This is a genomic window from Gemmatimonas sp., assembly GCF_044376735.1.
Taxonomy (GTDB): Bacteria; Gemmatimonadota; Gemmatimonadetes; order Gemmatimonadales; family Gemmatimonadaceae; genus Gemmatimonas.
Genome location: NZ_JBILKJ010000035.1, coordinates 1 through 26,810, shown reverse-complemented (window position 1 = coordinate 26,810; position 26,810 = coordinate 1). Strand labels below are relative to the sequence as shown.

At 66.1% G+C, this 26,810-nt stretch carries 20 protein-coding genes; 3 read left to right on the top strand and 17 right to left on the bottom strand.

The window, feature by feature from the left end; all coding sequences use genetic code 11:
• The 7 genes from ACIRA7_RS07675 to ACIRA7_RS07645 form a co-directional block, all read right to left on the bottom strand.
• A partial coding sequence (locus tag ACIRA7_RS07675; protein ID WP_396220265.1) for a molybdopterin-dependent oxidoreductase occupies window positions 1–803 on the bottom strand: 803 nt, incomplete at its 3' end.
• A gap of 48 nt (window positions 804–851) precedes the next feature.
• Window positions 852–2,051 carry a patatin-like phospholipase family protein gene (locus tag ACIRA7_RS07670; protein WP_396220264.1) on the bottom strand — a complete coding sequence of 400 codons (1,200 nt, stop codon included), beginning with the start codon at window positions 2,049–2,051 and terminating at the stop codon, window positions 852–854.
• The gene (locus tag ACIRA7_RS07665; protein ID WP_396220263.1) at window positions 2,048–2,593 is read right to left on the bottom strand and encodes a YaeQ family protein; all 546 of its coding nucleotides are present in this window, start codon (window positions 2,591–2,593) and stop codon (window positions 2,048–2,050) included. Before ACIRA7_RS07665 ends, ACIRA7_RS07670 begins: the two co-directional genes overlap by 4 nt.
• An 86-nt stretch (window positions 2,594–2,679) precedes the next feature.
• Window positions 2,680–3,609, bottom strand: coding sequence for a branched-chain amino acid transaminase (locus tag ACIRA7_RS07660; RefSeq protein WP_396220262.1), 930 nt, complete (start codon window positions 3,607–3,609; stop codon window positions 2,680–2,682).
• Window positions 3,610–3,643: 34 nt separating this feature from the next.
• The gene (locus tag ACIRA7_RS07655) at window positions 3,644–4,432 is read right to left on the bottom strand and encodes an SDR family oxidoreductase (protein ID WP_396220261.1); all 789 of its coding nucleotides are present in this window, start codon (window positions 4,430–4,432) and stop codon (window positions 3,644–3,646) included.
• Window positions 4,432–4,815, bottom strand: coding sequence for a cupin domain-containing protein (locus tag ACIRA7_RS07650; protein ID WP_396220260.1), 384 nt, complete (start codon window positions 4,813–4,815; stop codon window positions 4,432–4,434). Before ACIRA7_RS07650 ends, ACIRA7_RS07655 begins: the two co-directional genes overlap by 1 nt.
• A 42-nt stretch (window positions 4,816–4,857) precedes the next feature.
• On the bottom strand, window positions 4,858–5,496 hold the full coding sequence (locus ACIRA7_RS07645; RefSeq protein ID WP_396220259.1) for an NAD(P)-dependent oxidoreductase: 639 nt from the start codon (window positions 5,494–5,496) through the stop codon (window positions 4,858–4,860).
• A 179-nt stretch (window positions 5,497–5,675) separates the two neighbouring features.
• Here ACIRA7_RS07645 and ACIRA7_RS07640 point away from each other — a divergent pair, with 179 nt between their 5' ends.
• Complete coding sequence (locus ACIRA7_RS07640; protein ID WP_396220258.1) at window positions 5,676–7,361, top strand: formate--tetrahydrofolate ligase; 1,686 nt, start codon at window positions 5,676–5,678, stop codon at window positions 7,359–7,361.
• 8 nt (window positions 7,362–7,369) lie between these two features.
• On the opposite strand, the gene ACIRA7_RS07635 is transcribed toward ACIRA7_RS07640, so the two are convergent.
• The 4 genes from ACIRA7_RS07635 to ACIRA7_RS07620 form a co-directional block, all read right to left on the bottom strand.
• Window positions 7,370–7,792, bottom strand: a complete 423-nt coding sequence (locus ACIRA7_RS07635; RefSeq protein WP_396220257.1) for a globin domain-containing protein — start codon at window positions 7,790–7,792, stop codon at window positions 7,370–7,372.
• On the bottom strand, window positions 7,785–8,441 hold the full coding sequence (locus ACIRA7_RS07630; protein ID WP_396220256.1) for a YigZ family protein: 657 nt from the start codon (window positions 8,439–8,441) through the stop codon (window positions 7,785–7,787). Before ACIRA7_RS07630 ends, ACIRA7_RS07635 begins: the two co-directional genes overlap by 8 nt.
• Window positions 8,438–9,958 carry a DEAD/DEAH box helicase gene (locus ACIRA7_RS07625; RefSeq protein WP_396220255.1) on the bottom strand — a complete coding sequence of 507 codons (1,521 nt, stop codon included), beginning with the start codon at window positions 9,956–9,958 and terminating at the stop codon, window positions 8,438–8,440. The genes ACIRA7_RS07630 and ACIRA7_RS07625 overlap by 4 nt, the downstream gene beginning before the upstream one ends.
• A gap of 66 nt (window positions 9,959–10,024) precedes the next feature.
• A complete protein-coding gene (locus ACIRA7_RS07620; protein ID WP_396220254.1) occupies window positions 10,025–11,833 on the bottom strand; it encodes an ABC transporter ATP-binding protein in 1,809 nt (602 codons plus the stop codon).
• A 160-nt stretch (window positions 11,834–11,993) separates the two neighbouring features.
• Here ACIRA7_RS07620 and ACIRA7_RS07615 point away from each other — a divergent pair, with 160 nt between their 5' ends.
• A complete protein-coding gene (locus ACIRA7_RS07615; protein ID WP_396220253.1) occupies window positions 11,994–12,962 on the top strand; it encodes an acyl-ACP desaturase in 969 nt (322 codons plus the stop codon).
• A gap of 26 nt (window positions 12,963–12,988) precedes the next feature.
• Here the strand turns inward: ACIRA7_RS07615 and ACIRA7_RS07610 are convergent, their stop codons facing one another.
• Window positions 12,989–14,002: a glycerophosphodiester phosphodiesterase gene (locus ACIRA7_RS07610; RefSeq protein WP_396220252.1), complete on the bottom strand. Its 1,014-nt coding sequence runs from the start codon at window positions 14,000–14,002 to the stop codon at window positions 12,989–12,991.
• Between the two features lie 121 nt (window positions 14,003–14,123).
• On the opposite strand from ACIRA7_RS07610, the gene ACIRA7_RS07605 reads away from it, so the two are divergent.
• A complete protein-coding gene (locus ACIRA7_RS07605; protein ID WP_396220251.1) occupies window positions 14,124–14,810 on the top strand; it encodes an ankyrin repeat domain-containing protein in 687 nt (228 codons plus the stop codon).
• A 68-nt stretch (window positions 14,811–14,878) separates the two neighbouring features.
• On the opposite strand, the gene ACIRA7_RS07600 is transcribed toward ACIRA7_RS07605, so the two are convergent.
• The 5 genes from ACIRA7_RS07600 to ACIRA7_RS07580 form a co-directional block, all read right to left on the bottom strand.
• Window positions 14,879–18,151: a WD40/YVTN/BNR-like repeat-containing protein gene (locus ACIRA7_RS07600; RefSeq protein WP_396220250.1), complete on the bottom strand. Its 3,273-nt coding sequence runs from the start codon at window positions 18,149–18,151 to the stop codon at window positions 14,879–14,881.
• A gap of 1,329 nt (window positions 18,152–19,480) precedes the next feature.
• Window positions 19,481–22,582: an efflux RND transporter permease subunit gene (locus ACIRA7_RS07595; protein WP_396220249.1), complete on the bottom strand. Its 3,102-nt coding sequence runs from the start codon at window positions 22,580–22,582 to the stop codon at window positions 19,481–19,483.
• Entirely contained in the window at window positions 22,579–23,727 is a 1,149-nt protein-coding gene (locus ACIRA7_RS07590; protein ID WP_396220248.1) for an efflux RND transporter periplasmic adaptor subunit, read from the bottom strand. The genes ACIRA7_RS07595 and ACIRA7_RS07590 overlap by 4 nt, the downstream gene beginning before the upstream one ends.
• 18 nt (window positions 23,728–23,745) lie before the next feature.
• Window positions 23,746–25,077: a TolC family protein gene (locus ACIRA7_RS07585; RefSeq protein WP_396220247.1), complete on the bottom strand. Its 1,332-nt coding sequence runs from the start codon at window positions 25,075–25,077 to the stop codon at window positions 23,746–23,748.
• 144 nt (window positions 25,078–25,221) lie between these two features.
• Window positions 25,222–25,875, bottom strand: a complete 654-nt coding sequence (locus ACIRA7_RS07580; RefSeq protein ID WP_396220246.1) for a TetR/AcrR family transcriptional regulator — start codon at window positions 25,873–25,875, stop codon at window positions 25,222–25,224.
• Window positions 25,876–26,810 lie beyond the last annotated feature (935 nt).

Below are 26,810 nucleotides of genomic sequence, written 5' to 3'. Positions count from 1 at the left end.
AGCTCCACGCGGGCGATCGCCCCCGCACCCGACCACGCCCATCCCTGCACCGTCACCGCGCGGCCGCACACGCCGCCGTCGATCGGTGACGTGATCATCGACTTCACACGGGCGCGACGCACCGGCGCCACCGTGTCGTCCACCGCGTACACGTAGCGCTGCTGCTGGAAGTATCCCGTGAACGGCGCCGTGATGGCGTCGAGACGAGTGAGCCACTTCACACTCGCCATGCCGTACCATCCTGGCACGATCAGTCGCATGGGTGCGCCGTGATCCACCGACAGCGGCTCGCCGCCCATGTGCGTGGCCACGATGGTGTCCGGATGCATGGCGTCGGCGATCGGCAGGGCGCGCGCGAAACGCACTTCGCCGTCGGCATCGTCGCGCGGCCCCGCATCGGCGCCGAGTCCGAGAATCTCGACCACGGCCGGCTCGAGGCCAGCGCGCTCCAGCAACGTGCGCAGGGACACCCCCGACCACGTCGTCGTGCTCACCGCGCCGAAGCGCCACGGCTCACCCGGGGGCACCGGGTCCATGCCCAGACGGCCGTTGCCGGCGCACTCCATCGTGACCGTGACATGACGCTGCGGCATGGCCGCCAGTTCGGACGACGACACCGTGAACGGCGCGCGCACGGCGCCGCCGATGTCGATCGCGTGCGTCGCGCCCAGCAGTGGCAGGGTGAAGTTGCTGCGCACGTAGACGCTGGGCGCTGGCGTGATGGGTGCTGTCAGGAACCGCACCGGCGTTTCTGCACATAGCGGTTCGGCGCGCACGACATCGAGCGCGGCTTCGACGGACATGGGGGCAGAGGTCGGGGAATCGATCGACACGGCAGAAATGGTCGGAGCCTAGCGCAAGCGGGGAGGAAGGTCGGGGCGCGTGAACGCGCTCGAGGCGAGCGAGTCCCACGGGCTGGCACTCTGGGCCTTGCGGAAGCCCAGTGAGTCGAGCCGCTGCATGAAGGGTCGGGCAAAGAGCGCGTTCGCCCCCGGAGACAGCGACTCTTCGCTGGGAACCGACGCCACCCGCACCTGCATACGCACACCCGGCACCCGATCGCTGACGGCGCGGGCGAGATTCTCGAGTGCGGTGAGCGACGCCGGCTGATGCGCGTAGAAAAGCAGAGCCGTGGAGCGACTACTGATCGCACGCCGGGCAGACGGCTTCATGACCGTGGGTGGGCCGTGCGTGTACATGTTCATGATTACCCACACCCGCACGGTGACACCCGTGAGGCCGCGGGCCTGCAGTCGGGCCCCGAAGCGGGTGTAGTCCTCGAGGGTGAGTAGCGGCAGGATGTTCTCAATCACCCCGCCATCGGCGTGCAGGTGGCCATCGATCATGACTGGCGGGAAGATGCCGGGAACGGCGGTCGCGCCCTTCAGCAGCCGCTGCGTGCGAGCCATCGCAGCGCTGGTTCCCAACCCGTGGTCCGCCAACTCGTCGCCCAGCGACCACAAGCGGCCGATGCCGAGATCGAAGTCGGTGGTCGCGAACACCAACTGCCGATCGTCGGCGAAGGCGGCGTTGAACTCCGGGCGGAACGGGCCGTCCAACGTCTGTGCGATGGTACGGTCGAAGCGCGTGGTATTCACCAACCCGCCAGTGCGGCGCAGCCAGAACCACCAATCGAGCGACGGCGCAAAGCTTTGGGCGGATCGGGCGTAGAGCGCCGTGATCGTGTCGATGGCACTGCGCGTACCGAGCAGCGCATACGGGGCCTGCAGGGCGCCGGTGCTGATCCCGGTGACGAGATCGAAGCGCGGCATCGCGTCCGACGGGCGCTGCCGCCATCCGCGCAGGAAGCCAGCACCGAACGCGCCGTGCTGCCCACCGCCCGACAGCATCAGCACATCCACGGTGCGATCGCCGCGCTTCGCGACGCGACGCACCAGTCGCTCGATCACCGTGTCACGCAGCGCCCGATGGGTGGCCTCGATCGCGATGCCGTCGCGCTGAATCGCCTCGATCGTTGTCGGCGGACGCCCGACGGTGGCGCAGCCGGTGCAGAGCGCCGCCACGCAGGCCGCCCGCACCAAGATCTTCATGGCGCGCGCACCGAGTAGCGCTGGAGTGTACCACTCAGCGTCGCGCCCGCCAGGTTCACGAAGATCGTGCCATCCGTGACCGAGAGCTCCAGCTTCATGCGCCGGTCGAGCCGCTCGGCGATGGCGTCGATCAGCTCGCGATCGAGGGCATACAGCTCGATCTGCTCAGCCCGATGGATCTTCTCGCCCTCCCACTGCCGCCACAGCTGGGCTGGATCGCGATGCGTGTAGATCGCCACCCGCGGGGCCGCCTTGCTGGCCTTGTGCAACCGGGCGGCATCCGGGGCCCCGAGCTCGATCCACACCGTCAGGCTGCCGGTCAGGTCGCGCACCGTCAACGGCGGCTCGTCTGGGTCGGAAATCCCGCGCGAGAACGCGATCCCTTCGGTGTATTCGAGACAGTACGCGAGCAGGCGGGCCACGAAGTACTCCGGCGACTCCGACGGGTGCATCGCCATCCGGAACTCGAGCGGCTCGTAGACGCCGCGGTCGACGTTGGCGAGGGCAACGTCGAACGCGTACATCGTGGAGGTCAGCGCCATGGGGCAAACTCGATGGTACGAGAGACGAGCAAAGCGCGCACGCGACGTCAGTGTCGCGTGCGCGCTCGCCGTTCACACCGACGGCGTCAGTCGCGGCAGTACGTCAGCCATCCGTGCGCATCGTCCACACGGCCGTGCACGATATCGAGATACTGCGTCTGCATCAGTGTGCTCACCGGTCCCGGCTTGCCGGCACCGATCGTAATCTTGTCGATGCTGCGTACCGGCGTGATCTCGGCCGCCGTGCCGGTGAAGAATACTTCGTCCGCCATGTACAGCATCTCGCGCGGGATATGCGCTTCGCGCACGGGGATGCCCGCCTCGCGCGCCAGCGTCATGATCGTGTCGCGCGTGATGCCGCCCAGAATCGTGCCGTCGAGCGGGGTGGTCACGATGGTACCACCCGACACCAGGAACACGTTCTGCCCCGACCCTTCGCTCACCATGCCGCTCGGGCTCAGCGCGATGCCTTCGGCATACCCGTTGGCCAGCGCTTCCATCTTGATGAGCTGACCGCTGAGGTAGTTGCCGGCGATCTTGGCCATGGCCGGGATCGTGTTCGGCTCCACACGATGCCACGACGAGATGCAGGCATCCACGCCGTTCTCGAGCGCACCGGCGCCCAAGTACGTGCCCCACGGCCAGCAGGGGAGGTACACCTCGACCGGCGCGCCTGTGGGCACCATGCCGGCCGTGCCGTACCCGCGCACCACCATCGGGCGGAGATAGCACGACTCCACACCGTTCCGCACGAGCAGTTCACGCGAGGCGGCCACGAGCTCGTCGATCGTGTACGGCACGTCCATGCGATAGATCTTGCACGACATCAACAGCCGGGTGAGATGCTCGCGCAGCCGGAAGATCGCCGGACCTCGCGGCGTGCTGTACGCACGAATGCCCTCGAAGGCACTCGAGCCGAACTGCACGGAATGGCTCAGCACATGGATCGTGGCATCCGCCCACGGGATGAACGCACCATCGCGCCAGATCCACTGGGTCTCGGCAATTTGGCTCATGTCGGAACGCTGCGGTAAGGAGAAGGGGGGAGGGCTACAGCAGTGAACGCACAGCGCCGCCATCCACCAGCACGGCCTGCCCGGTCATGAACCCGGCACGCGCGGAACAGAGGAAAGCTATCACCGCGGCCAACTCATCGGGGCGGCCGAGGCGGCCGACCGGCGTCTCCGCCGTCCACGCCTCGAACACCGACTCGCGGCTCTGCCCGGTACGCGTTGATGTGGCGCTGGCGAGCGCATCGAGCCGTTCGGTCGCGGTAAAGCCCGGCAGCACCGAGTTCACGGTCACGCCGTCGCCCGCGACCTCATCGGCCAGCGTGCGCAGATACCCGGTTACCGCGGCCCGCAAACTGTTGCTGAGCACGAGCGACCCCTGCGGACGCTTCACGGCCAGTGACGTGATCGACACGACCCGCCCCCACTTCCGCTCACGCATCCCCGGCACGAACGCCCGCGTGAGTTCCACCACGCTGCGCAACAGCAGTTCGCTGGCCTGCGACCACGCCTCCCACGAATGCGACATCGCCGCGCCGGTTGGCGGGCCACCGGTGTTCGCCACCAGAATGTCGACACGACCATGCGCCGCCATCGTCTGCGCGACCACCTCGGCGATACCGCCGTCGGTGGCCAGGTCGGCCACGATCGCCGTGACCGAGGCACCGAGCGCTTCCAGCTTCGCTTTCGCGCGGTGCACCGAGGCCGCATCGCGCGAACAGATCACCAGCGTGCACCCTTCGCGCGCGAACTCTTCCGCCGCGGCGAACGCGATGCCACGACTCGCGCCGCACACCAGCGCGACCTTTCCCGTGATGCCGAGATCCATCAGCGCGTCCCGCGGAGATAGTCGTCAGTCTTATCGATCCAGTCCTGCCGCGGCGGATTGAAGATGTCCACGTCGAGCGTGTCTTCGAGCGCTTCCGCGCGATGGCGCACGTTGCTCGGGATCACCAGGACATCGCCGGCACCGACATCGGTGTACGTATCGCCCGGCGCATCGGCGTGTTCGCCGAGCCAGAAGCGCAGCGTCCCCGACAGCACGTAGGTGAACTGTTCGTTGACGTGATCGTGGGCCGGCACGATGGCCCCCTTCTTCAGGTACACGTGCGCGAGCATCATCTTCTCGCTGTAGATCAGACGGCGACCGATGAGCGGCGTGAGCTCTTCGATGGGAAGGTCATCCCAGTTCTGCTTGCGGACGTCGGACATGGGCGGATCGGATGAAGGGAGAGAGCGGGAAACTTCGGCGACTCAGCGATTGGCCACGTACACGGCTTGCTGCGCGAAACGTGGCTCCTGAATCTCACGCACCAGCGTCTTGGCCAGCGACGCCCGGGAAATGTGGCTGCGCAGCCCGACCGACAGATCGGGGCCGATGTCCACCGTCCCAGTGGTGGCATCGTCGGTGAGGCGCGGTGGCTTCACGAGCGTCCAGCCGGCCAGCTTGCTGTCTCGCACGAGGCGTTCCTGCTCGTTGCGATCCTCCACCATGCCATCGTGCGCCGACCGCTGCACGATCTTCCGCATGAAACGCATGAACGGCGACACGTTCGACGGCATACCACCCGTCATCGCGCCGGTCACCACCAACAGGCGACTCTGCGATTGCGTGTGCATGACCGCGATGATCTGCTTGGTGGCGGCAGCGCAGAAGGGGATCCGCGCGTCGTGGTGTGGACCGAACAGCACCACGGCGACGTCGGCGCCGCGCAACACTTCGCGCACCGCCGTCGGGTCATTGAGCGATCCCACGACCACGGTGGCCGACGTCGGCACCTGGTCCGACGGCTTGGCCCGATAGTGCAGCCGCAACGACATCCCGGCGTCCGTCGCGCTGGCAATGAACGCGTGACCCGTCCGCCCAGAGGCGCCGAACACGGAAACGATCATGAGCGGCTCTGGTTGGCGGGCCGGCGAGCCGATTGGCACCGTCGGCAGTATCTTCTTGGCGAACCGCGAACAGCGGAATGGTGTGCGTAGCGCATCAGACAACATGCATCCGGAACCGCCGACGCGGGAGCATCCGTCCCCCGGTCGTCCACCGTCTTCCACCCCTTGAACCGAGCCGCATGACCGCTACCCCGCCGTTCGTCCCGTCGGATATCGAGATCGCGCAGCAGGCGCGCCTCCGCCCGATCACCGCGGTGGCGGCCGACCTCGGCCTCGGCCCCGACGACATCGACCAATACGGACGCTACAAGGCCAAGCTGCCCCTCTCGCTGGCTTCGCAGCCCCCCAAGGGCCGATTGGTGCTGGTCACGGCCATCAGCCCAACCCCGGCCGGTGAAGGCAAGAGCACCGTGAGCGTGGGGCTCAGTCAGGCGTTCCGCCGCATCGGACACCATGCCGTGCTCTGCATGCGCGAGCCCAGCCTCGGACCGGTGTTCGGCGTAAAAGGCGGCGCGGCCGGCGGCGGCTACGCGCAGGTGCTGCCCATGGACGACATCAACCTGCACTTCACCGGCGACTTTCACGCCATCGCCAGCGCACACAGTCTGCTCTCGGCGATGCTCGACAACCACCTGTATCACGGCAATGCGCTGGGCCTCGACACCAAACGCATCACGTGGCCGCGCACGATCGACATGAACGATCGCGCCCTGCGTCAGGCCATCATCGGCGTGGGCGCCGGCAACGGCGTGATGCGCGAAGAGCGCTGGGTAATCATTCCGGCCAGTGAAGTCATGGCCATCGTGGCCCTCGCCTCCGACGCCGAAGATCTCGAGCGGCGCCTCGGCAACATCATCGTGGGCACCACCAGCGGCAAAGAGCGCACCCCCATTCGCGCGCGCGATCTGCAGGCCACCGGTGCCATGTCGTTGCTGCTCAAAGACGCGCTGCGCCCCAATCTCGTACAGACGCTCGAGGGCGGCCCGGCCATTCTGCACGCCGGGCCGTTCGGCAATATCGCGCACGGCTGCAACAGCCTGGTGGCCACCCGCGCCGGCCTCGCGCTGGCGGATATCGTGGTGACCGAAGCGGGCTTCGGCTCCGACCTCGGCGCCGAGAAGTTCTTCGACATCAAGTGCCGCGCCGGCGGACTCAATCCCGAGGCGGCGGTATTGGTGGCGACGGTGCGTTCGCTCAAGATGCAGGGCGGACTGCCCAAGAACATGCTCGATCAGGAAGACCTGGGCGCCCTCGAGCGCGGGCTGCCGCATCTCGCGCATCACATCACCAACGTGCGGCAGTTCGGCGTGCCGGTGGTGGTGGCGATCAATCGCCGTCTCTCCGACACCGACGCCGAGTTGGCGATGGTGGCCGACTACGCGGCGAAGTACGGCGTGCGTGTGGCGCTCTGCGATGTGTGGGCGAATGGCGGTGCCGGCGGCGAAGCACTGGCGCACGAAGTACTGGCGCTCCTCGACGCCAAGTCGGCGAACTTCCGTCCGCTGTACGACACGGCGCTGCCAATCCGCGAGAAGATCGAAACGATCGCCGCCAAGGTGTACGGCGCCGACGGCGTGGACTACTCGCCGGCCGCCGAGAAATCGATCGCGTGGCTCGAACAGCACGGCATGGGCACCACGCCGGTGTGCATGGCGAAAACGCAGTACTCGCTCTCGGACGATGCATCGAAGCTTGGGCTTCCGAACAACTTCCGCCTGACCGTGCAGGAAGTCACTGGCTCGGCCGGCGCCGGATTCGTGGTCGCCAAGTGCGGCGACATCATGACGATGCCGGGGTTGTCGAAATCACCGGCGGCCGAGCGCATGAAGGTGCGCCCGGATGGCACCATCGAGGGGCTGTCGTAACGGCGAGGTTACTCGGTCGCGGTACCACTGACCGCACGCTTCATGACGCCTTCGATCAGCAGATACAGCTCGATCCAGGCGCGCTGGACGTCGGGCGTCCACCCGCTGCCCATTCCACGCTCGAGCGCCCAGAGGAGCGCCGTGCCCACGGTCGCGTACTGCTCGAGCGTCACGCCATAGTCCACATGGCGGTGGGCCAGCGCTTGCAGTTCGCCGATGATGTCCGCTGGGAAGTCGAGCATCTGCACGAGCGTGTCGAGCGTCTGCACAAACTTTTCATGTTGCACATGCATCGGCTTCCCGTCGAACAACGCCTTCGCCGTTGGATCGATCTCGAACAGGCGCTCGTAGAAGCGTTGCGCCGTCGCGAGGCGAAGGGGGAACAACCGTAGCCAGCTGTCGCGAATCAATCGTTCGGTGTCTTTAGTCATTGGTACTGGGTGCTGGAATGTCGATCAGCGACAGAATGGCGGTGCCACGCGTGGCGTTCTGGATCGCCCGTTCCATGGCGGCCATCCGCACCCGTGGCACCCGCACGAGGAATTCAGCATCGACCTCGAAGCGCTGCTCCAGCAGTTCGGCATCGAACTCCGGCCACAGCTGCTGCAGCGCGCCGATGGCACCATATCCCACATGGACCGTCACGTCCACACTGTCCACGCGTTCCGCGCGCGGCATGTCGGCCAGCGCTTCCTGCACCGCCCCACCGTACGCCTTCACCAGGCCGCCGGTGCCCAGTTTGGTGCCGCCGTAATAGCGCGTGACCACCGCGGCGACTTCGCCAACGCCACTGTGCAGCAGCACGGTCAGCATGGGCCGGCCGGCGGTCCCGTGGGGTTCACCGTCGTCGCTCATCCCCACGCGATCGGTGCTGCCCGGTGCGCCGACCACATACGCCCAGCAATTGTGCGTGGCATCGGGGAACTCGGCGTTCATCGCCTTGATGAACGCCTGCGCCTCCTCACTCGACTGAACACGCGCCACGGTGCAGATGAATCGACTGCGATCGATCACCTGCTCCGCGCGATGCTGCTGCGCCGGAACGGGATACCGTGCCGGATCCCGCACACTGTCGCTCACGCGTACGGGCTGTCTCCGCCGCCGCGCGAGGAGCCACCTGCACCGCCACTGCCACCGCCACCGCTGTTGCCACCCTGGCCGCGATGCGGGCCACGACGGACACGGCCGGCCGCCCCACTCCTGGCGCCGCCACCCGAGCCACCCGAGCCGCCAGCCGAGGGACCACGTGAGCCCGTCGACGGACCGCGCGATTCGCTGGTCTTCCGCGCCGGAGCGGCGGGACGGCCACCCGACGGCGCGGCCGGACGTGCACCGCCCGCCTGCGCGGCGCTGCGACGCTCCACCTTGGCTGCGGCGCGCGCGCGATCTTCCGCCTTCTTCTTGCGGATCTCGGCGATGCGCTCGGCCAACGGCACTTCGAGCTTGGTCTGCGGCTTCGCGCTGTAATCGAAATCGGGCACCGTCACGCGCGGCAACGTCTTCTTGATGGCGCGTTCGATCTGCTTCAGATCGCCCTCTTCCTCGGGCGACACGAACGTGAACGCTTCACCCGTCGCTTCGGCACGGGCCGTACGACCCACGCGGTGGATGTAATCCTCGGCGGCCAGCGGCACGTCGAAATTCACCACATGACCGAGCGCTTCCACGTCGATACCGCGCGCCGCGATGTCGGTGGCCACCAGCACCTGATACGCACCGTCCTTGAAGCCGGCGAGGGCCTGCGTACGCTGCGCCTGCGAGCGGTTGCCGTGAATGCGCTCGGCCTTGATGCCGGCCGCCACCAACTGCGACGCCAGACGGTTCGCGCGATGCTTCGTGCGCGTGAACACCAGCGCCTGCGGCATGTCACCACGCTTCAGCAGCGCGACCAGCAAGCCGCTCTTCAGATCCTGCGACACCGGGTACACCGCCTGCGTGATGCCGACGGCCGGCGCCGACTGACGCTGCAGGTTGAGCGTGAACGGATTGGTGAGCAGATCCTTCGTGAGCGCCGCAATCGGCGCCGGCATCGTGGCGCTGAAGAACAACGTTTGCCGCTTCTTCTGCGGCAGATGACGCAGCACCTTCTTGATCTCGGGCAGGAAGCCCATGTCGAGCATGCGATCGGCTTCGTCGAGCACCAGATACTCGAGATGCTCGAGCTTCGCGTACGGCATGCGGAAGTGATCGAGCAAGCGCCCCGGCGTGGCCACGATGACATCGGCGCCGCTGCGGAACGCGTGTTCCTGCGGTCCCATCCCCACGCCACCGAACACCGCCGCGCCCGTGAGCGGCGTGTGCACCGTCACGTCGTTCAGGCTTTCGACGATCTGCGCCGCCAGTTCACGCGTGGGCGTGATGACGAGCGCCCGCGTGATCCCTCGCGGCTTCTCCATGATGTGATGGAGAATCGGGAGCAGGAACGCATACGTCTTGCCGCTGCCCGTCATCGCGCAGGCGAGGACGTCACGTCCCTCCAGAGCCGGCGGAATCGCTTCGGCCTGAATCGGGGTGGGACGGGCAAAACCGAGCTCCTTGAGGCCCTGCTGGAGGCTCGGATGCAGTTGCAGCGACGAAAACGACGGCGTAGCGGTCACGTAGGCTTGGTCGGGGATAACGGACAGGGTCGTTGGAAACCTAACCACCCTGCCTAATAAGGCTGCTCAGCCCGTGGCGGCGATCTCTTCGCCCGGGTTGATGAACTGGTCCTGCTCCAGCTGATACTGCCGGTTGTACAGATCCCGGTAGCGTCCGCCGAGCGCGAGCAGCTCGTGGTGCGTGCCGCGTTCGATGATCTGCCCGTGCTCGAGCACGAGGATCTGGTCGGCGCTCGTGATCGTGCTGAGTCGGTGCGCAATCACGAAGGTGGTGCGGCCGGCCCGCAACCGACGCAGTCCTTCCTGAATGAGGTGCTCGCTTTCCGAGTCGAGCGACGACGTCGCTTCGTCGAGAATGAGCACGCGCGGATCGGCGAGTATCGCGCGGGCGATCGCCACCCGTTGACGCTGTCCACCGGAGAGCTTGACGCCGCGTTCACCAACGATGGTGTCGTACTGCTGCGGAAAGCCCTGAATGAACTCGTGCGCGTTGGCGATCTTGGCCACCGCCATCACTTCGTCTTTCGTGGCGCCCGGCTTGGTGAAGGCGATGTTCTCCATCACCGTGCCGTCGAACAGGAAGTTGTCCTGCATGACCACGCCCAGGTGGCGGCGGTACTCGCGCAGCTTCAGGTCGGACACCGGCGTACCGTCCACCTTGATCTGTCCCTGCTGCGGCTGGGCGAAGGCCATGATGAGCGAAATCATGGTGCTCTTGCCACTGCCACTCGAGCCCACGAGCGCGGTAGTGGTGCCCGCTGGCGCGGCGAAGGACACATCCTTGAGCACGGGGTTGCCGGCCTCGTACTCGAAACTCACATGGTCGAACTCGACACGGCCCACGACCGACGGCACCGGCTGTTTCTCGGCGTCTTCTTGATCTTCCGTGGGCATGTCGCGCAATTCGCGAATGCGATCGAGTCCGGCAAACGCCTCGGTGATCTGCGTGCCGATGCTGGCGATCTGAATGAGCGGCGCGGTGACCAGCACGATGAAGAACACGAAGGTGATCAGACTGCCCACCGTCATGTCGCCGTTGATCACGTCGCGACCGCCCACGTACATCGCGATCAGGCCGATCACACCGACGACGGCCAATCCCAACGTCCCGGTCAGCGATGTACCCGTGATCGTCTTGGCGATGTTCTCGAACAGCTTCTGTACGCCCTTGCCGAACACTTCTTTCTCGCGCTCCTCGGCCGTATACACCTTGATCAGCCGGATACCGCCCAAGGTCTCGGTCAACCGCCCTGTCACTTCCGCGGTGATCACGCTCCGCTCGCGGAAGACCGGCCGCAACCGCTTGAAGGCGATCGACATCACGACGCCGAACGCCGCGAGGAACACGATGGTGGCCGCGGTGAGTCGCCAGTTGAGATAGAAGAGCACGCCGAGAGCGGCGATGGCACTCACGATGCCCCCCGTGAGCTGGATCAACCCGGTCCCGATGAGATTCCGGATGCCTTCCGGATCGTTCATCACGCGCGACACCAACACGCCACTCTTCGTGCTGTCGAAGAACTTGACCGGCAGGCGAATCAGGTGCCCCTGCACCTCTTCGCGGAGCCGCGCGATGGCCTGCTGCGCCGCGACGCTCACGACCTGCGAGAGGGCGTACCCGGTGATCGACTGCACGATGGTGGCGGCGAGGCCGGCCAGCGCGATGTAGCCGAGCATCTGGATGTCGCGGTTGGGCAACACCTCGTCGAGCACCTTCTTGGTGGAGTACGGCAACACGAAGCCGGCCGCACGGCTGATGAGCATCAGCACCAAGCCAACCGTCACGGAGGTGCGATGTTCCCAGATGAGCGCACGGGCTTCGGCCCACGCGCGCTTGGTGTCGTACTTGGGTTTGCCTTTGGGAGGGGGCGTCATGGTACGCAATGTAACGCGGCCGCCGAGCGGGACGCGGTTTGAGGGAGGTACGTCCGCCTGCCCCACGCGTTCCTGACTAAATCACTTCCCCTTCGGCACCCACCGTTCGCACCCGCGGCCGTTCTGTACCGCAGCCGTGCAGGGCGATACCTTTCCCGCCATGTACATCCCTGACAACGAAACGATCGCCAAGGTCGAGGTCCTCGCCGACCTCGAGCAGGACGTCGCAGACCTTACGGTCGCGCATGAAGCCAAGCGCATTCTGTGGTTCCCGTCGGAACTGCTGGCCCCCGAGCCGGACACCGATCCGGATGCGTTCGTGAAGCAGCTCCGGGAGCGCGCGAAGGGCATCAGCATGCCGGCCCGCGTCGCCTTGGCGTTGAACACGCTCACCGAAGAGGGGCTTCCCCACTTCCACCGGCTGCTCGCCACGTACTTGGGCGGGGACACGTTCTGGGCCAAGTGGACCAACTTGTGGACGGCCGAAGAAGACCGGCACGGGGCCGTGCTGCATGACTACGCGCACGATAGCAAGATCCTCGACAACCCGATCCTCGAGCGGATGCAGTTCGAGTATCTCAAGGCGGGCTTCGAGCCCACCTGGGACAAGGATCCGTACCGTGTGTTCGTGTACACGTCGCTGCAGGAGCGCGCCACACAGGTCAGCCATGCCAACACCGGCAAGCTGGCCGGGCAATACGAGCCGCTCATCGGCACCGTGCTGCAGAACGTGGCCAAGGAAGAGGCGCGGCACTACGTGTTCTACCGCGAGATCTTCCTGCGTGTGCTGGCCCGTGATCCCAACCGCGCGCTCGAGTCGGCGGCGCTCATCATGCCCAGCATCGATATGCCGGGCATCAGCATGCCGCACTTCCGCGAGATGGCCGACGTGATCCGTCGGGCCGGCATCTACGGTCCGCGCGACTACATCCGGATCGTCGAAGACCTCATCAAGTTCTGGTCGATCGACAAGCTCGAAGGGCTGAACGAAGCTGGCCGCAAAGCGCAGGAGAAGATCATGGCGATCACCGAGCGTCTCGAGCGCGTGGCCAACATGATGGAAACGCGCAGCCGGGCGAAGACCTTCTCGTTCAACGTGGCGTTCGCCCGCGAATTCGCGATGGACTGACGCGAGTCCGCGAGGCGCGACGCCTCCTACTTGCGCAGTCCCGTCACGACCTGATCGGGGTAGTCGCCGAACAAGCCGTCCACGCCCAATCGCACCAGCTCGCGCACTTCGGCGATCGGGTCGCCACGATAGCGCTTGGCGAGGAAGACCGGCTCGGGTCGCAGCGTCCAGGCGTGCACACGAAGTCCGGCGGCGTGCGCATCGGCGATGAGCGACGTCGGCACCGCCGCGGAGTCCTCGCCCACGATCTGCCGCGTATTCGCACCTACTCCGTAGGCGTAGGTCGCGATGTCGCGGAGCGCGGCCGGCGTCACCTGCGGGGCCGACGACACGAGCTGGATCAGGCGGACACGCGTCTGCGTGGAAAGCACGCGGAGATTGCCGCTTTCGAAGCTCTGAATGAAGACCGGTGCATCGGCGCGATCGAGTCCGTGGGTGCGCAGGGCGCGCAGCAGCGGGTCCTCGATGGGGAGTCCGATACTGCGGAAATAGGTGGGATGCTTCGTTTCCGGATACACCCCGACGGCGCGCCCGCGCCGACGCCCGAGCGAGTCGGCGAGGGCGAGCACCTCCACGAAAGTGGGCACCGCATACTGCCCGTCGTAGGCATGCGACCGGAACGGCAGCCGCTCCTTCGCCCGGAGGGTGCGCAACTCGGCCAGCGTGAAGTCCTCGGTGAACCACCCGCTGATCGTATCGCCGTCGACCACCTTACGCGTCTTCCGCGACGCGAACTTCGCGGCCACGTCGGTGGTGCCGCCGATCTCGTTCTCATGCCGCGCCACGAGCACGCCGTCCTTGGTGCTCACCAGATCGGGCTCGATGAAGTCCGCCCCCATCTGCACTGCGAGTGCGTAGCCCTCGAGCGTATGCTCCGGGCGATGTCCGCTGGCCCCGCGATGGGCGATCACGAGCGGGGCCACCGTGGGTTGCCCCAGAGGAGGCATCACGGGTGCAGAACGCGGTGCCCGAGCGGGCGCACAGGCGAGGAGCAGGGTGGGCGCCACGCGGCGAAACACCGACAGGAATCGAATCGACATGTCCCGAGGTTAACGCGGCGGCGGGGGGCGACGATAGCCAACCGGGCGTCCCGTGATCAAGTTGAGACACGGTTTGTCTGCCCTGAGCCACGTGCTCATCTCGATGCGGAGAGTGCCCCCAATGGTTCGCACTGCCCCCGATGCCCTGCTGACGGCGATCCGCTCGAAGGATCGTGAGACGATCACGGCCATGATGCACGACGATCCCTCGTTGGCGCTGGCGCGCGCCCCGGGCGGCGAGTCGTTGGTTTTGCACGCCTGCTACATGGGTGCCCCCGACCTCTCCGACCTGTTGCACCCCGGCCGCGCCATCGACGTGTGGGAAGCCGCCGCACTGGGGAATGTCATCGCCCTGCGCACCTGCCTCGAGAATGATGATGACTCGCGCGTTCGGCGCAGCAGCGACGGCTGGACGCCGCTGCATCTGGCCGCCTTCTTCGGGCGCGATGACGCGGTGACGCTGCTGATCGACCATGGAGCGCTGCTCGATGCGCACTCCACCAATGCGCTCCGCAATTCGCCGCTGCACGCCGCGCTGGCCGGTCACACCCTCCCGGTGTTGGTGCGCCGGCTGGTGTTCGCGGGGGCTGACGTGACGGCGCGCGATGCGCACGGCAACACGCCGCTGCACGTCGCGGCGTCACGCGGCTACGAGCCCCTGTGCGACCTGCTTCTGGCGCGCGGCGCCGACGCCCATGCTCTGTCGGACGACAAGTCCACACCAGCCATGTTGGCGATCGCGCGGGGATTCCCGGAGCTGGGCGCGAAGCTGGCGGCGGTCTCCACCGACGGCGAATCGGACGGGTAGGTCCACAAAAGGACGATGCCCCGTGACCGGCGAACCGGTCACGGGGCATCGTTTTTCCAAGGCCGGAACTAGCGCCGTTCGTCGTCGTCGAGTCCGAAGAAGCCGCCACCACCTTCGCCGCCGCTCACGCGCTCCACGTGGAGCACCTTCGAGTACGACGTGCCACCGACGATGATGGTGACCTTGTAATCGCCGGTCCCGACGAGCGCGTTCTGCCCGCCGCGTCCGCCACGTCCACCACCGCCGCCGCCCGGGAAGATCCCGATGGCCGCGAAGTCATCACCCAGCGCATCGCGCAACGGGCCGAACATCGCCTGCAATCCGGCCGGGCCGGCTGCCGCACCGGGACCCGCACCCGGTCCACCGCGACCGCCCGGGCCACCAGCGCCAGCCGTCGGAAAGCTCGGCAGCGGACGCGTTTCGCCCGGACGATCCTGGAATCCGGTGGCACCGCCGAAACGTCCACCGCCACCGCCACCGCCGCCGAGCGCGCCGGCAAGCATCGCCTGCATCTCGGGCGGCTGCTGACCCGTCTGCACCGTGGTGCGAATCTGCGCCAGCATCGGCGCCGGCACGGCGCCCGCCTTCTCCAGCGAATCGAGCGCGCGCAACACACGACGCTGGGTGTTCACGCTGTCACGCACCTGCGCCGGCGTGAGCGCGATCCGCGCCGGAGCCGGGCGCTGCGCGCGCATATCCCACACCACGTTGTGCAGGCCGGGCTGACCGGGACCGGTCAGCGAGCGGATCGTATCACCACTCGCGTCCTGCACGATCATGCGCACCTGTCCACCGGCATTCTCCGACAGCCGGTACCAGATGGAGGCGCCGTACGTCGGGCTCGGGCCCTGGAATACCCCCTGCCCCACATTGCCGCCGTTGATCGTCTGCTCGCCCCACTGGAACGCCGTGCGCGGCTCGAACAGCGTGGCCTTCGCCGCCAGCACCGCCGGCGTCATCTGCTGCAACGGCGTGATGTCGGCGATCCAGATTGAGCGTCCGTGCGTGCCAGCAATGAGCTCGCCGTCACGCGGATGAATGAGCAGGTCGTGTACCGGCGTGGTACCCAGTCCGCTCATGAAGCGCTGCCACGACTGCCCGCGATCGATCGACACGTAGGCGCCGACATCCGTACCCACGAACAGCAAATTCTGATTCTTCGGGTCTTCACGGATCACATGCACGAAGTCGGTCTGACCCTTGGGTAGGTCATTCACGATGGAGGTGAACGTGCGACCGAAGTTCGTGGTAACAAACACGTACGGCGTGTAGTCGTCGTTACGATGATTGTCGAACGTCACGTAGAACGTCGCGCTGTCGAAATGCGACGGCTCGATGCGCGACACGTAGCTGCCCGCCGGCACACCGGTGAAGTTCTTCGTCACTTCTTCCCACTGCGCGCCGTCATTGCGCGTGAGCCACACCCGTCCGTCGTCGGTACCGGCATACAGCAGCCCCGGACGCACCGACGATTCGTTCAGCGACACCACCGTGCCATACGTCTCGGCGCCCGTCACATCGGGCGTAATGCCGCCGGTGGTCTTGAGCGCCACATACAGCTTGGCCGAGTCGGCGTACGACAGTTCACCGGAGATGGGGAACATGTCGTCGCCGTACTTCACGCTCTTGAGCACGCGGTTGGCGCCGAAGTACAGCGTAGCCGGATTGTGCTTGGAGATGATGTACGGCGTGTTCCAGTTCCAGCGCAGCGCGTAGGCCACCGAGTCGGTTCGCTGACGCGCCCGATAGGCCGCCATCTGCTTCTTCTGCGCGGCGGTGGCGGGCTTGGTGGTATCGGGCCACACGGCGTAGATGGAGTCGTTCCACTGCAGGTAGCCGCCGTCGCGCCACGTGGGCTTGCGCAGTCCCGTGCGCTCGCCGGTCGCGAAGTTGAGGCGACCCATGCTGCCGCCCTGTGACTCGCTGTAGATGATGTCGGTGTTCGTCTGATCCTGCTGCGTCACGAACCCGTCGCCGCCACCCACGTTGTGCCACATGGCGTTGGTGACCGGACCCTGCTTGCGACGGCTCGGGCCGCACCATGAGCCATTGTCCTGCAGGCCGCCGCACACGCGGTACGGCACGCCCATGTCGGCCGAGATGTTGTAGAACTGGCCCAGCGCGATCGAGTTCGGGAAGTGCCAGTTGCCACCGCGATCGTTCGACACGCCGATACCACCATCATTGCCGGTGATGATGCGCTGCGGATCGTTGGGGTCGATCCACATGGCGTGATGGTCCACGTGAATGCCTTCGGTGGTGTTACCAGCGGTCTTGCCGCCGTCGCTGGAATACTTCACCGGCGTGGACGACCAGTACACGCGGTTGGGATCCTTGGGATCGACGCGCACCTGCGAGTAGTAGAACGGACGCGTGTTCTCGGGGCTCATGTACGCCCACGTCTTGCCGCCGTCTTCCGAGCGATACAGGCCACTGGGGCGCTTCTGCGGAGCGACCTTGGCGTCCTTCTTGAGATTGGGCGCCGTGTCCGCTTCGACCATGCTGTACATCACGTCGGGATTCGAGCGCGCGATGGCGATCTCGATGCGTCCCTTGGTAGTGGCCGGAAATCCGCCGCCCTTCACTTCGGTGAACGTCTCGCCACCATCGGTGCTCTTCCAGAGCGCCGAGCCGGTGCCGCCCGACTTCAGGAAGTACGGTCCGCGCACGCGCTCGTAGCTCGAGGCCCATACGGTGTTCGGGTTGCGCGGATCCAGCTGCACATCCACGAAACCCGTCTTCTCGTCGATGAACTTGACCAGGCGCCAGTTCTTGCCGCCGTCGGTGGTCTTGTAGAGGCCGCGTTCCTTGTTCGGCCCCCAGGGATGACCGAGGGCGGCCACCCACACGGTGTTGGGGTCGGTGGGGTGCACCTGAATGCGACCGATCGTGCGCGTGTCGGCGAGGCCGAGGAAGGTCCACGACTTGCCGCCATCGGCCGACTTGTAGATGCCGCCGCCGGGGGAGATGGAATTGCGCGAGTTCGCTTCGCCCGTGCCCCAGTAGATCACGTTGGTGTCGGAGGGGGCGATGGCAAGATCACCACCCGACGACACGCGGGCCGTATCCATAACGGCCTTGAACGTGGTGCCGTTGTTGGTGGTCTTCCACAGACCGCCGCCGGCGGTGGACACGTAGAACGTCTTGGAGGGCGACGCAATGCCTTCGATGTCGACGATGCGCCCCATCATGTTGGCGGGGCCGATGTTGCGCCACCGCAGGGCATTGATGACGGCATCGCTGGCGGAAGCCTTGGGCGGCAGCGCCGTCTGGGCGGCGAGCGGACTGGCCATCAGGCCGGACAACCCGGCACCGAGGGCGAGGACGCGAATATTTCGCATGGGCGAGGTGAGCAGAGGTGGACCGACACGGCCCGGGAGAACGCGGGCCGGAGCAACTATGGGCTACGCCGCGGTGACCCGCAATGTTGTCGCGACGGGTGCTGGCTGGCGTGGGCCGGGCGGCGGCGCGCCGAGCGGCTTATCCGTGTTGGTTCCGTGTGATCCGCGGTCTCCGTGTTCTGGCTGTTGTCGACCCTACGGAATAACGACCGGTGGTATCACGGACAGACCGCGAACAGCTGGAACAGCATGACCGCGGATCTTCGCGGGAACAACACGGATCTGCTCCGTGGGGGCGACAGAGCTCGCGGCTTTTCTGACGGAGTGGTCTTTTTTGATTGAACATCACAACAGCGACGCGTCAGCGCATTGCGATGGCCATCGACACACCGATCGGCTTATCCGTGTTGGTTCCGTATGATCCGCGGTCTCCGTGTTCTGGCTGTTGTCGACCCTACAGAATAACTGCCGGTGGTATCGCTGACAGACCGCGAACAGCTGGAACAGCATGACCGCGGATCTTCGCGGGAACAACACGGATCTGCTCCGTGGGGGCGACAGAGGTCGCGGCTTTTCTGACGGAGTGGTCTTTTTTGATTGAACATCACAACAGCGACGCGTCAGCGCATTGCGATGGCCATCGACACACCGATCGGCTTATCCGTGTTGGTTCCGTGTGATCCGCGGTCTCCGTGTTCTGGCTGTTGTCGACCCTACGGAAAAACTACCGGTGGTATCGCTGACAGACCGCAAACCGCCGGAACAGCATGACCGCGGATCTTCGCGGGAACAACACGGATCTGCTCCGTGGGGGCGACGGAGGTCGCTGCTTTTCTGACGGATTGATCTTATTTGATTGAACAACACAACAGCGACGCGTCAGCGCGTGGCGATAGCCCTTGGCGCACCGAGCGGCTTATCCGTGTTGGTTCCGTGTGATCCGCGGTGTCCGTGTTCTGGCTGTTGTCGACCCTACGGAATAACTACCGGTGGTATCGCTGACAGACCGCGAACAGCTGGAACAGCATGACCGCGGATCTTCGCGGGAACAACACGGATCTGCTCCGTGGGGGCGACAAAGGTCGCGGCTTTTCTGACGGAGTGGTCTTTTTTGATGGAACAACACAACAGCGATGCGTCGGTGCGTCGCGATGGCCATCGACACACCGATCGGCTTATCCGTGTTGGTTCCGTGTGATCCGCGGTCTCCGTGTTCTGGCCGTTGTCGACCTTACGGAATAACGACGGGTGGTATCACGGACAGATCGCGAACAGCTGGAACAGTATGACCGCGGATCACACGGAACCAACACGGATAAGCAACAGCAGCTACACCGTAGCCGGCACCAACCCCACCGGCCGCGGCGCCACCGACTCCTCGCTCTCCTCCAGCGCCGGCGCCAGCAGCTTGTACAACACCGGCGTCACCAACCGCGCGATCAGCGTGCTCGACACCAGTCCGCCAATGATCACCCACGCCAGCGGCGAGTATAGTCCCGATCCCTGAAAGGCCAGCGGCAACAACCCACCGATCGCCGTCATCGTGGTGAGCACAATCGGCAGGAATCGAATCTCACCCGCCTGCTGAATGGCGTCATCGAGACTCACGCCTTTTCGCCGCAGTTGGTCGGTGAAATCCACCAACAGAATGCTCGTTTTGATCTCGATGCCCACCAGCGCCACGAAGCCGATCATCGCGGTGAACGACAGTGTGTAGCCGCTGAGCAGCAGCGCCACGATACCACCCACCAAGCCCAGCGGAATGACCGACGCCACCACCAGCGTGGTGCGGAAGTCGCGGAACTCGAGCACCAGAATGGCGAGAATCGCGAACACCGCCACGATGATGGCCCCGCCGATGCCGCCGAAGCTCTCCTCGCGGCTCTCGATCTCGCCGGCCGGGCGCATCACGTAGCCCACCGGGAGTGCTATGGAGTCGAGCGCCGCCATCACCTGCTTGGTGACGGCGTCGGTGTTGTACCCCGAACGCACGTAGCTCGTGATCGTCACCGAGCGCTGACGGTTCACATGATCGATCGTGGTCGGTGACGCACTGAACCGCATGGATGCGATCTGGGACAGCGGAATCATCGCCCCTGTGACACTGCTCACCTGAATGCGATCGAGGGCCTCGGGCGCCGGCCGACCCTTGTGGGCGATTCTCACCATGAGCGGATACTCGTCGCCGTTGGCGGCACGGATCTTCCCCGCTTCCAGCCCCGCGATCCCTAAGCGCAGTGTGCGCTCCACTTCCACGCTCGGGATGCCCAGCAAGCCCGCCTTCTGCTTGTCCACCACCAGCGTGAGATCCGAGCGCCGCAGCCGCACGGGGTTGTTCACATACTGCGTGCCCTCGGTGCGCTTGAACACGGCATCGTACTGCGCCGCCAGCCGCTGCAGCGTATCCAGGCTCGTGCCTTCAATGCGCATCGCGATCGGGGCGTCGATGGGCGGTCCGTTCTCGAACTCCTTCAGCTCAATGCGCGCGCCCGGATACAGCGCCAGTCGCTGCCGCAGCGAATCCAGCGCCAGCGGCGTGCGCACGTTGTCGTACTCGTTCAACAGCACGATGAGCTGCCCGCGATTGGGCGCCTCGGCGCGCTGAAACACGTTGTAGTACACTGCCGGATTGTCCTTCCCCACATTCGCGAACACGCCCCGCGTGCCGGGATGCTGCCGGATCACCGCTTCGGCGTAGCGCGCGGCGCGATCCGTCTCCGCCAGCGACGTGCCCTCGGGCGTTTCGATGTCTACGTGATACTGTGGCGTGCCGGCCTTGGGGAACAACGAGAAGCCCACCGCTGGCACCAACGCCACCGATCCCACCACCAGCAGCAGTGCGAGCACGAGGGTGGTGCGTGGCGCCGCCAGCGCGCGATGCAACAGCGGCGCATAGGTGCGATGAATGCCACCATCCAGCCACTGCAGCACGCGGTTTCCCTCGGCGTGCTCGGTGCGCGGCATCAGCCGGCTGGCCAGCCAGGGAATGATCGTGAGCGACACGAACAACGACGACACCACCGCAAACACCACCGCGATCGGCAACGACCGGATGTACTTGCCCGCCAAGCCCGGCAGGAACAGCAGCGGCAGGAAGGCGAAGATCAGTGTGCCCGTTGCACCCAACACCGCCACGCCGATCTGTTTGGTGCCTTCGATCGCCGCCTCGGTGCGCGTATAGCCGTTGCGCAGGAATCGTGAAATGTTCTCGACCACCACGATCGAGTCGTCCACCAACAATCCCAGCGCAATCACGAAGCCCACGATGGACAGCTGATTGATGCTGTAGCCAGTGGCATACAGCAGCATCACCGCCATCGCCAGCGACAGCGGAATCGAGATCATCACGATCACCGATGCCCGCGTGCCCAGTGGCAGCAGGGTGATGAGTACCAGCAGCAGGGCGATGGCAAAGTCTTTGCCGAGTTGCCCCAGTCGGTTGTCCACGTTCTCGGACTGATCGAACCCGCGCGCCAGCGTGATGCCCTTGGGCAGCCCCTTCTCGAGTGCATCGAGCGCCGCCCACACGTCGGTCTTGACCGCCGATACGTTCTCGCCTTTCTGCACTGCAACCGTCACCCACATCGCGCGCTCGCCGTTCCAGCGACCCATGTGCACCGCGTCGCCGTCGCCCCACGCCACCGTGGCCACGTCCTGCACGCGTACTACGGACCCATTGGCGCCCGCGATCACCGTGCGCTGCACATCCTCGGCGCTTTTGTACCGACCCGTCGTGGCAATGTTATAGCGACGCGTGCCCGCATCCACCGATCCGCCTGGGATCTGCGCATTGTCACTGCCCAGTGCGTTCAACACCTGCCCCGGTGTGAGGCCGAGTCGCGCCATGCGCCCGAGATCGAGCGTGACCTGCATCTCGCGCGGTGGCGCCGCCCATCGCTCCGCCTTCTTCACGCCAGGTACCCGCTCCAGCGCGTCTGCGACACGCTTGGCGAGGTCGTCCACCTGCGCGTACGGCGCCTGCGGCGCCACCAGCGCCACCTGAAACACGGTGAGATCGGAGTTCTCGTTCCGCTGCACCTCCAGGCGTTGCAGTGCCGACGGGAGGGCGGGGCGCAACGCGTTGACCTCGCGGATCACCTGATCGTACTTCCGCTCGGCGTCCGACTCTGAGTCGAACTCGATCTTGATCACCGACAACCCGTCGCTGCTCGTCGACTCCAGCTTCTTCACCTCGGTGAGCGACTTGAGCTGCTTTTCCAGCGGTTCGGTAACCAGCTGCTCCATGTCTTCCGGCGAGGCGCCCGGATACACCGCTACGGTGGTGAAGATCGGCACCGGAAAGTCGGGATCTTCGGCACGCGGGATCGCCATCCAGCTGGTGATGCCGAGGGCGCCGAACATGAGGAACAGCAATACGGTGAACTGCCACCGCTTCACCGAGAACTCGGCCAGGTTGCTCAGGAAGTTCATGGCAGCACCGCCGTTCGCGTCACCGCGCTGGCCTTGAGTGCGGCCGCGAGCGTATCGGTGGTCACGATGCGCACGCGCGCACCGGGCGTGACATACGCGGCGCCGCGCGTTACGAGGCGCGCGTCAGGTGCGAGCCCCTCGATCATGACGCGGTCGCCGCTCACGCCGCGCACACGCACGCGCTTCGCTTGCGCGATCAGGTCGCCCGGCGCCTCACGTGTAGCCGCCACCAGATACACCGTGGCCGAGTCACGATCGGCCTCGAGCAGCGCATCCACCGATACCGAGGCGCCGCGCTTGCCTCCGCCCGTCGAACTGCGTGCGGCAATCGAGACGGAGCCCACCAATCCACTGGGGAGCGCGTCGGCACCACTTACGGTGATCTCGACCGCATAGGTGCCGGTGCGAGGGTCGGCCGAACGTCCCACCAGTTGCACGCGACCGGTGAAGGTGCGCGTCGGCAGCGCATCGAAGTGCACGGTCGCGGCGTCACCCAGCTGCACACGCAGCGCATCGCGGTCGGGCAGTCCTACCCGTAGCACACGTCCGCGACGCGTTCCGCCGAGCAGCATGATGGGCGTACCCGGCGACACGTTCGAGCCCGCGGTAGCCAAACGCTGTAGCACGATGCCGCCTTCGGGTGCTACGATCGTGGCGTATTCGCGATTGACCGTGGCGGTGACGAGATCGGAGCGCGCAGCGTTCAGGGCGGACGTGGCGTCCTGCAGTTGCGCGAGCGTGGCCACGCTGTCGGCGGCGAGGCGCTGCACACGGGCCTGATCGCGCTGGGCCTTGTCGAACCCGACTTGCGCCTTGTCCACCGCGGCGTTGATCTCGCGCAGGTCGAGCGAAGCAAGCAGTTGGCCGCGCTGCACGGTGGCGCCTTCGTCCACCAGTACGCGCGAGACGATGCCGCCAATCTTGAAGGCGAGCGGAATCTCGTCCCGCGAGCCGAAGGTGCCGGTCGCGGTCACGGGGTCGGCGTTGGTCCCACTCGCGACGGTCTCCACGCTGACCGACACCGCCGGTGCGAGTGGCGTGGCATCACGGTCGGGCGCCGGCGCGTTGCTGCAGGCGGACATCAGCGGCAGCATGGCCGCCGAGAAGAGCACGGTGGGGCGGAGTGCGAAACGATTCGTTGTCATCGTCGGGGGCGCGGAGGGTTAGTTGGGGAGCGCGCGCAGGGCTGCAGCGCGTTCGAGTTCCACTACACGGGTGGCGAAGGTGAAGCGCGTGATGATCTGGTTGATGGCGGCCGACGTGAACGCAGTGCGCGCGCTCAGGAATTCCACCGGCGTGGCGAGTCCCTCGGCGAACCGGCGCTGCACGAACGAGAAGGCGCGCTCGGCGCTGGCCAGACGGTCACTGGCCGTCGTGAGCGTGCTGCGCGCCGACTGCACCGCGTCGTAGGCATTCCCGACCTGCAGCGCGATCGCGCGCTCCGCTTCACGCCGGCGGTACTCGGCCTCGCTGCGCGTCGCATTCGCCTGCTCGCGGCGGGCGGCGTCCTGACCACCATTGAAGGCGTTCCACGACATTACCAGCGAGGCGAGTCCCACGTCGTTGCGACTGTTGAAGCGATAGCGATCGCCCTGCACGCCGTAGCTTGCCGCCAGTGCGAGATTCGGCAGGTAGGCCGAGCTGGCGATGCGCTGTTGCGCCCGCGCCAGCGAGATGCCGCTGCCAGCCTGCGCGAGTTCTTCGCGATGCGTGAGCGCATGGGCCAACAGCGCACCGCGCGACAGTGAATCGACGCGCAAGAGGGTGCTGTCATCGGCCAGGGTTATCGGCACGTCTTCATCGCGATTGCGGAGCAGGTTGAAGCCGCGCCGTGCCGCGTCGCGCTGTCGGCGAGCCTCTTCGATCTGTTGCAACAGCTCGCTGCGTTCGGCGCGTGCGCGCAGCAGTACGTCGGGCGTGGCCTGGCCTGCGCCAATCAGGCGTTCGCTGACCCGCATGTTTTCGTCCAGCACCGGCAGCGTGCTCTCGAGGGTTTCGACGGCGCGTACGGTGCTGGCGTAGCCGAGCCAGGCCTGCTGGACGTCGGCGGCGAGCTGTCGCATGGCGCCCTTGCGGGTGGCGCCGGCGAGGTCGCGTTGCGCTCGCGCCGCGGCACGGGCGCCGAAGAGCGCGTCGTTGAACAGCGGCTGTATGAGTTCGAGCTTGGTTTCCTGTCGGAACGGGAGGGTGGCGTTCACGTTCGTCGGGAATCGCGATTCACCGATGAGCTGGTTGAGCGCCGCGTAAGCGGGGTTGATGAAATCGCCGATGTTTACCACGCCGCTGAACTCGGAGTAGCGGGCGTTCAGGCCGACCGTGGGCAGGAACCGCCCGTTGGCCTCGCGCACGCCGGCCGTGGCGCGGGCAAGCGCCGCTGATTGCTGGGCGAGCGCGAGGTTGGCGGTGAGCGCGTCGGCCACGTAGCCGTCGAGGAGCTGTCGGGCGGTGGTCGGCTGCTGCGCGCCGGCGACCGCGGTGGTGCCGAGACCGAGCACGGCGGCCGCTCCGACGAGGCAGCGCGCTATTTTGAACAACGGTCGTGTGTAGTACATAGCTAGTTGATAGAACGGTGTTAGGTAACGGGGCCTAAAGAAGGACGCCGAAGCGTCCGGTGGTTCTGGAAACCCGACGGGTTCCGGTTACGACGAGTTTCGAAGGGTCCCGCGGATCAGGGCGTCGCACATGGCGCGGACGGTTTCCCGAGGGTCGCGGAGGACGATGTGCGGATCATCGCAGTGGGTGAACCACAGCGAGATGATGCCGTGAATGCCGCCCCAGAACATCTGGGCGAGCTCTGGGGCATCGCTCAGTTCCGGCCGATAGACGCCGCGTTCGATCCCCTCGGTCACGGTGTGGAGGAGGAAGCCGTAAGCGTCCTCGTCCGGCGACGCAACCGCGTTGCCGTGCGCATCCAGCATGGAATGCTTTAATGGTGTCATGAACATGAACCGATACTGGCTCGGATTATCGAGCGCGAAGTCGGTATACGCCAAGCCCATTCGCCGCAGCCGCTCCACCGAATCCTCGATGCGGCCGATCTTGTTCATCGCCTGCCCCAGCGAGGAGAAGTCCGCCATGCACAGCTCTACGATCAGGGCGTCCTTGTCGCGGAAGTGGTGATAGATCGCCGTCGGCGTGTACCCGATCTTGGCCGCGATCGCCCGCATGGTGGTCGCCTCCACGCCATCCGCCACAAACAGCTCCCGCGCCGCGTCCAGGATAGCCTGGCGCGTCTCGGCCTTTTGCCGTTCCCGGCGGGCCAGCGATGCGGTGCGGATGGCGGAGGTGGTCATGACCGGAAATCTGAGCAACTCACCTAACGCTGTCAAGTCATTCAGTATTCCACGGAACGGAACCGACAACGTGCCGCGGCGTGCCCGCGGGGTCGCCACGGGCAGCAGGTGCCTGGTCGCTGCCCGACGCCCAGTCCTTGGAATCGAAGGCCAGCGTGCGGACCAGCGCGTTCGCCCCGATCGGCGACTGGCCGGAGACGCGGGCGCTGGATGGCGAAACGAACAGCCTCACCGCGGATCGACACGAATACCCGCGGATTGATCTGCCCGGTGCGACGACGATCGCGGCGCACACCCATCAACGTCTCTGGCTGTTCAATCCGCGACCATCCGCGAGAATCCGCGGTCCGGCTGTTCGCGAGGCCGCTATGCCGACTCCGCCGGCGAACCCCGGCTCCGCGTCGGCAGCGCCTGGACGTACGACCGCGTCGTACCGATGGTGCCGCCGTAGGAAGTGAAACGAACAACCTCACCGCGGATCGACACGAATACCCGCGGATTGATCTGCCCGGCGCGACGACGATCGCGGCGCACACCCATCAACGTCTCTGGCTATTCAATCCGCGGCCATCCGCGAGAATCCGCGGTCCGGCTGTTCGCGAGGCCGCGACGCCGATTCCGCCGGCGAACCCCGGCTCCGCGTCGGCAGCACCTGGAAGTACGACCGCGTCGTACCGATGGTGCCGCCGTAGGAAGTGAAACGAACAGCCTCACCGCGGATCGACACGAATACCCGCGGATTGATCTGCCCGGTGCGACGACGATCGCGGCGCACACCCATCAACGTCTCTGGCTGTTCAATCCGCGGCCATCCGCGAGAATCCGCGGTCCGGCTGTTCGCGAGGCCGCTATGCCGACTCCGCCGGCGAACCCCGGCTCCGCGTCGGCAGCGCCTGGACGTACGACCGCGTCGTACCGATGGTGCCGCCGTAGGA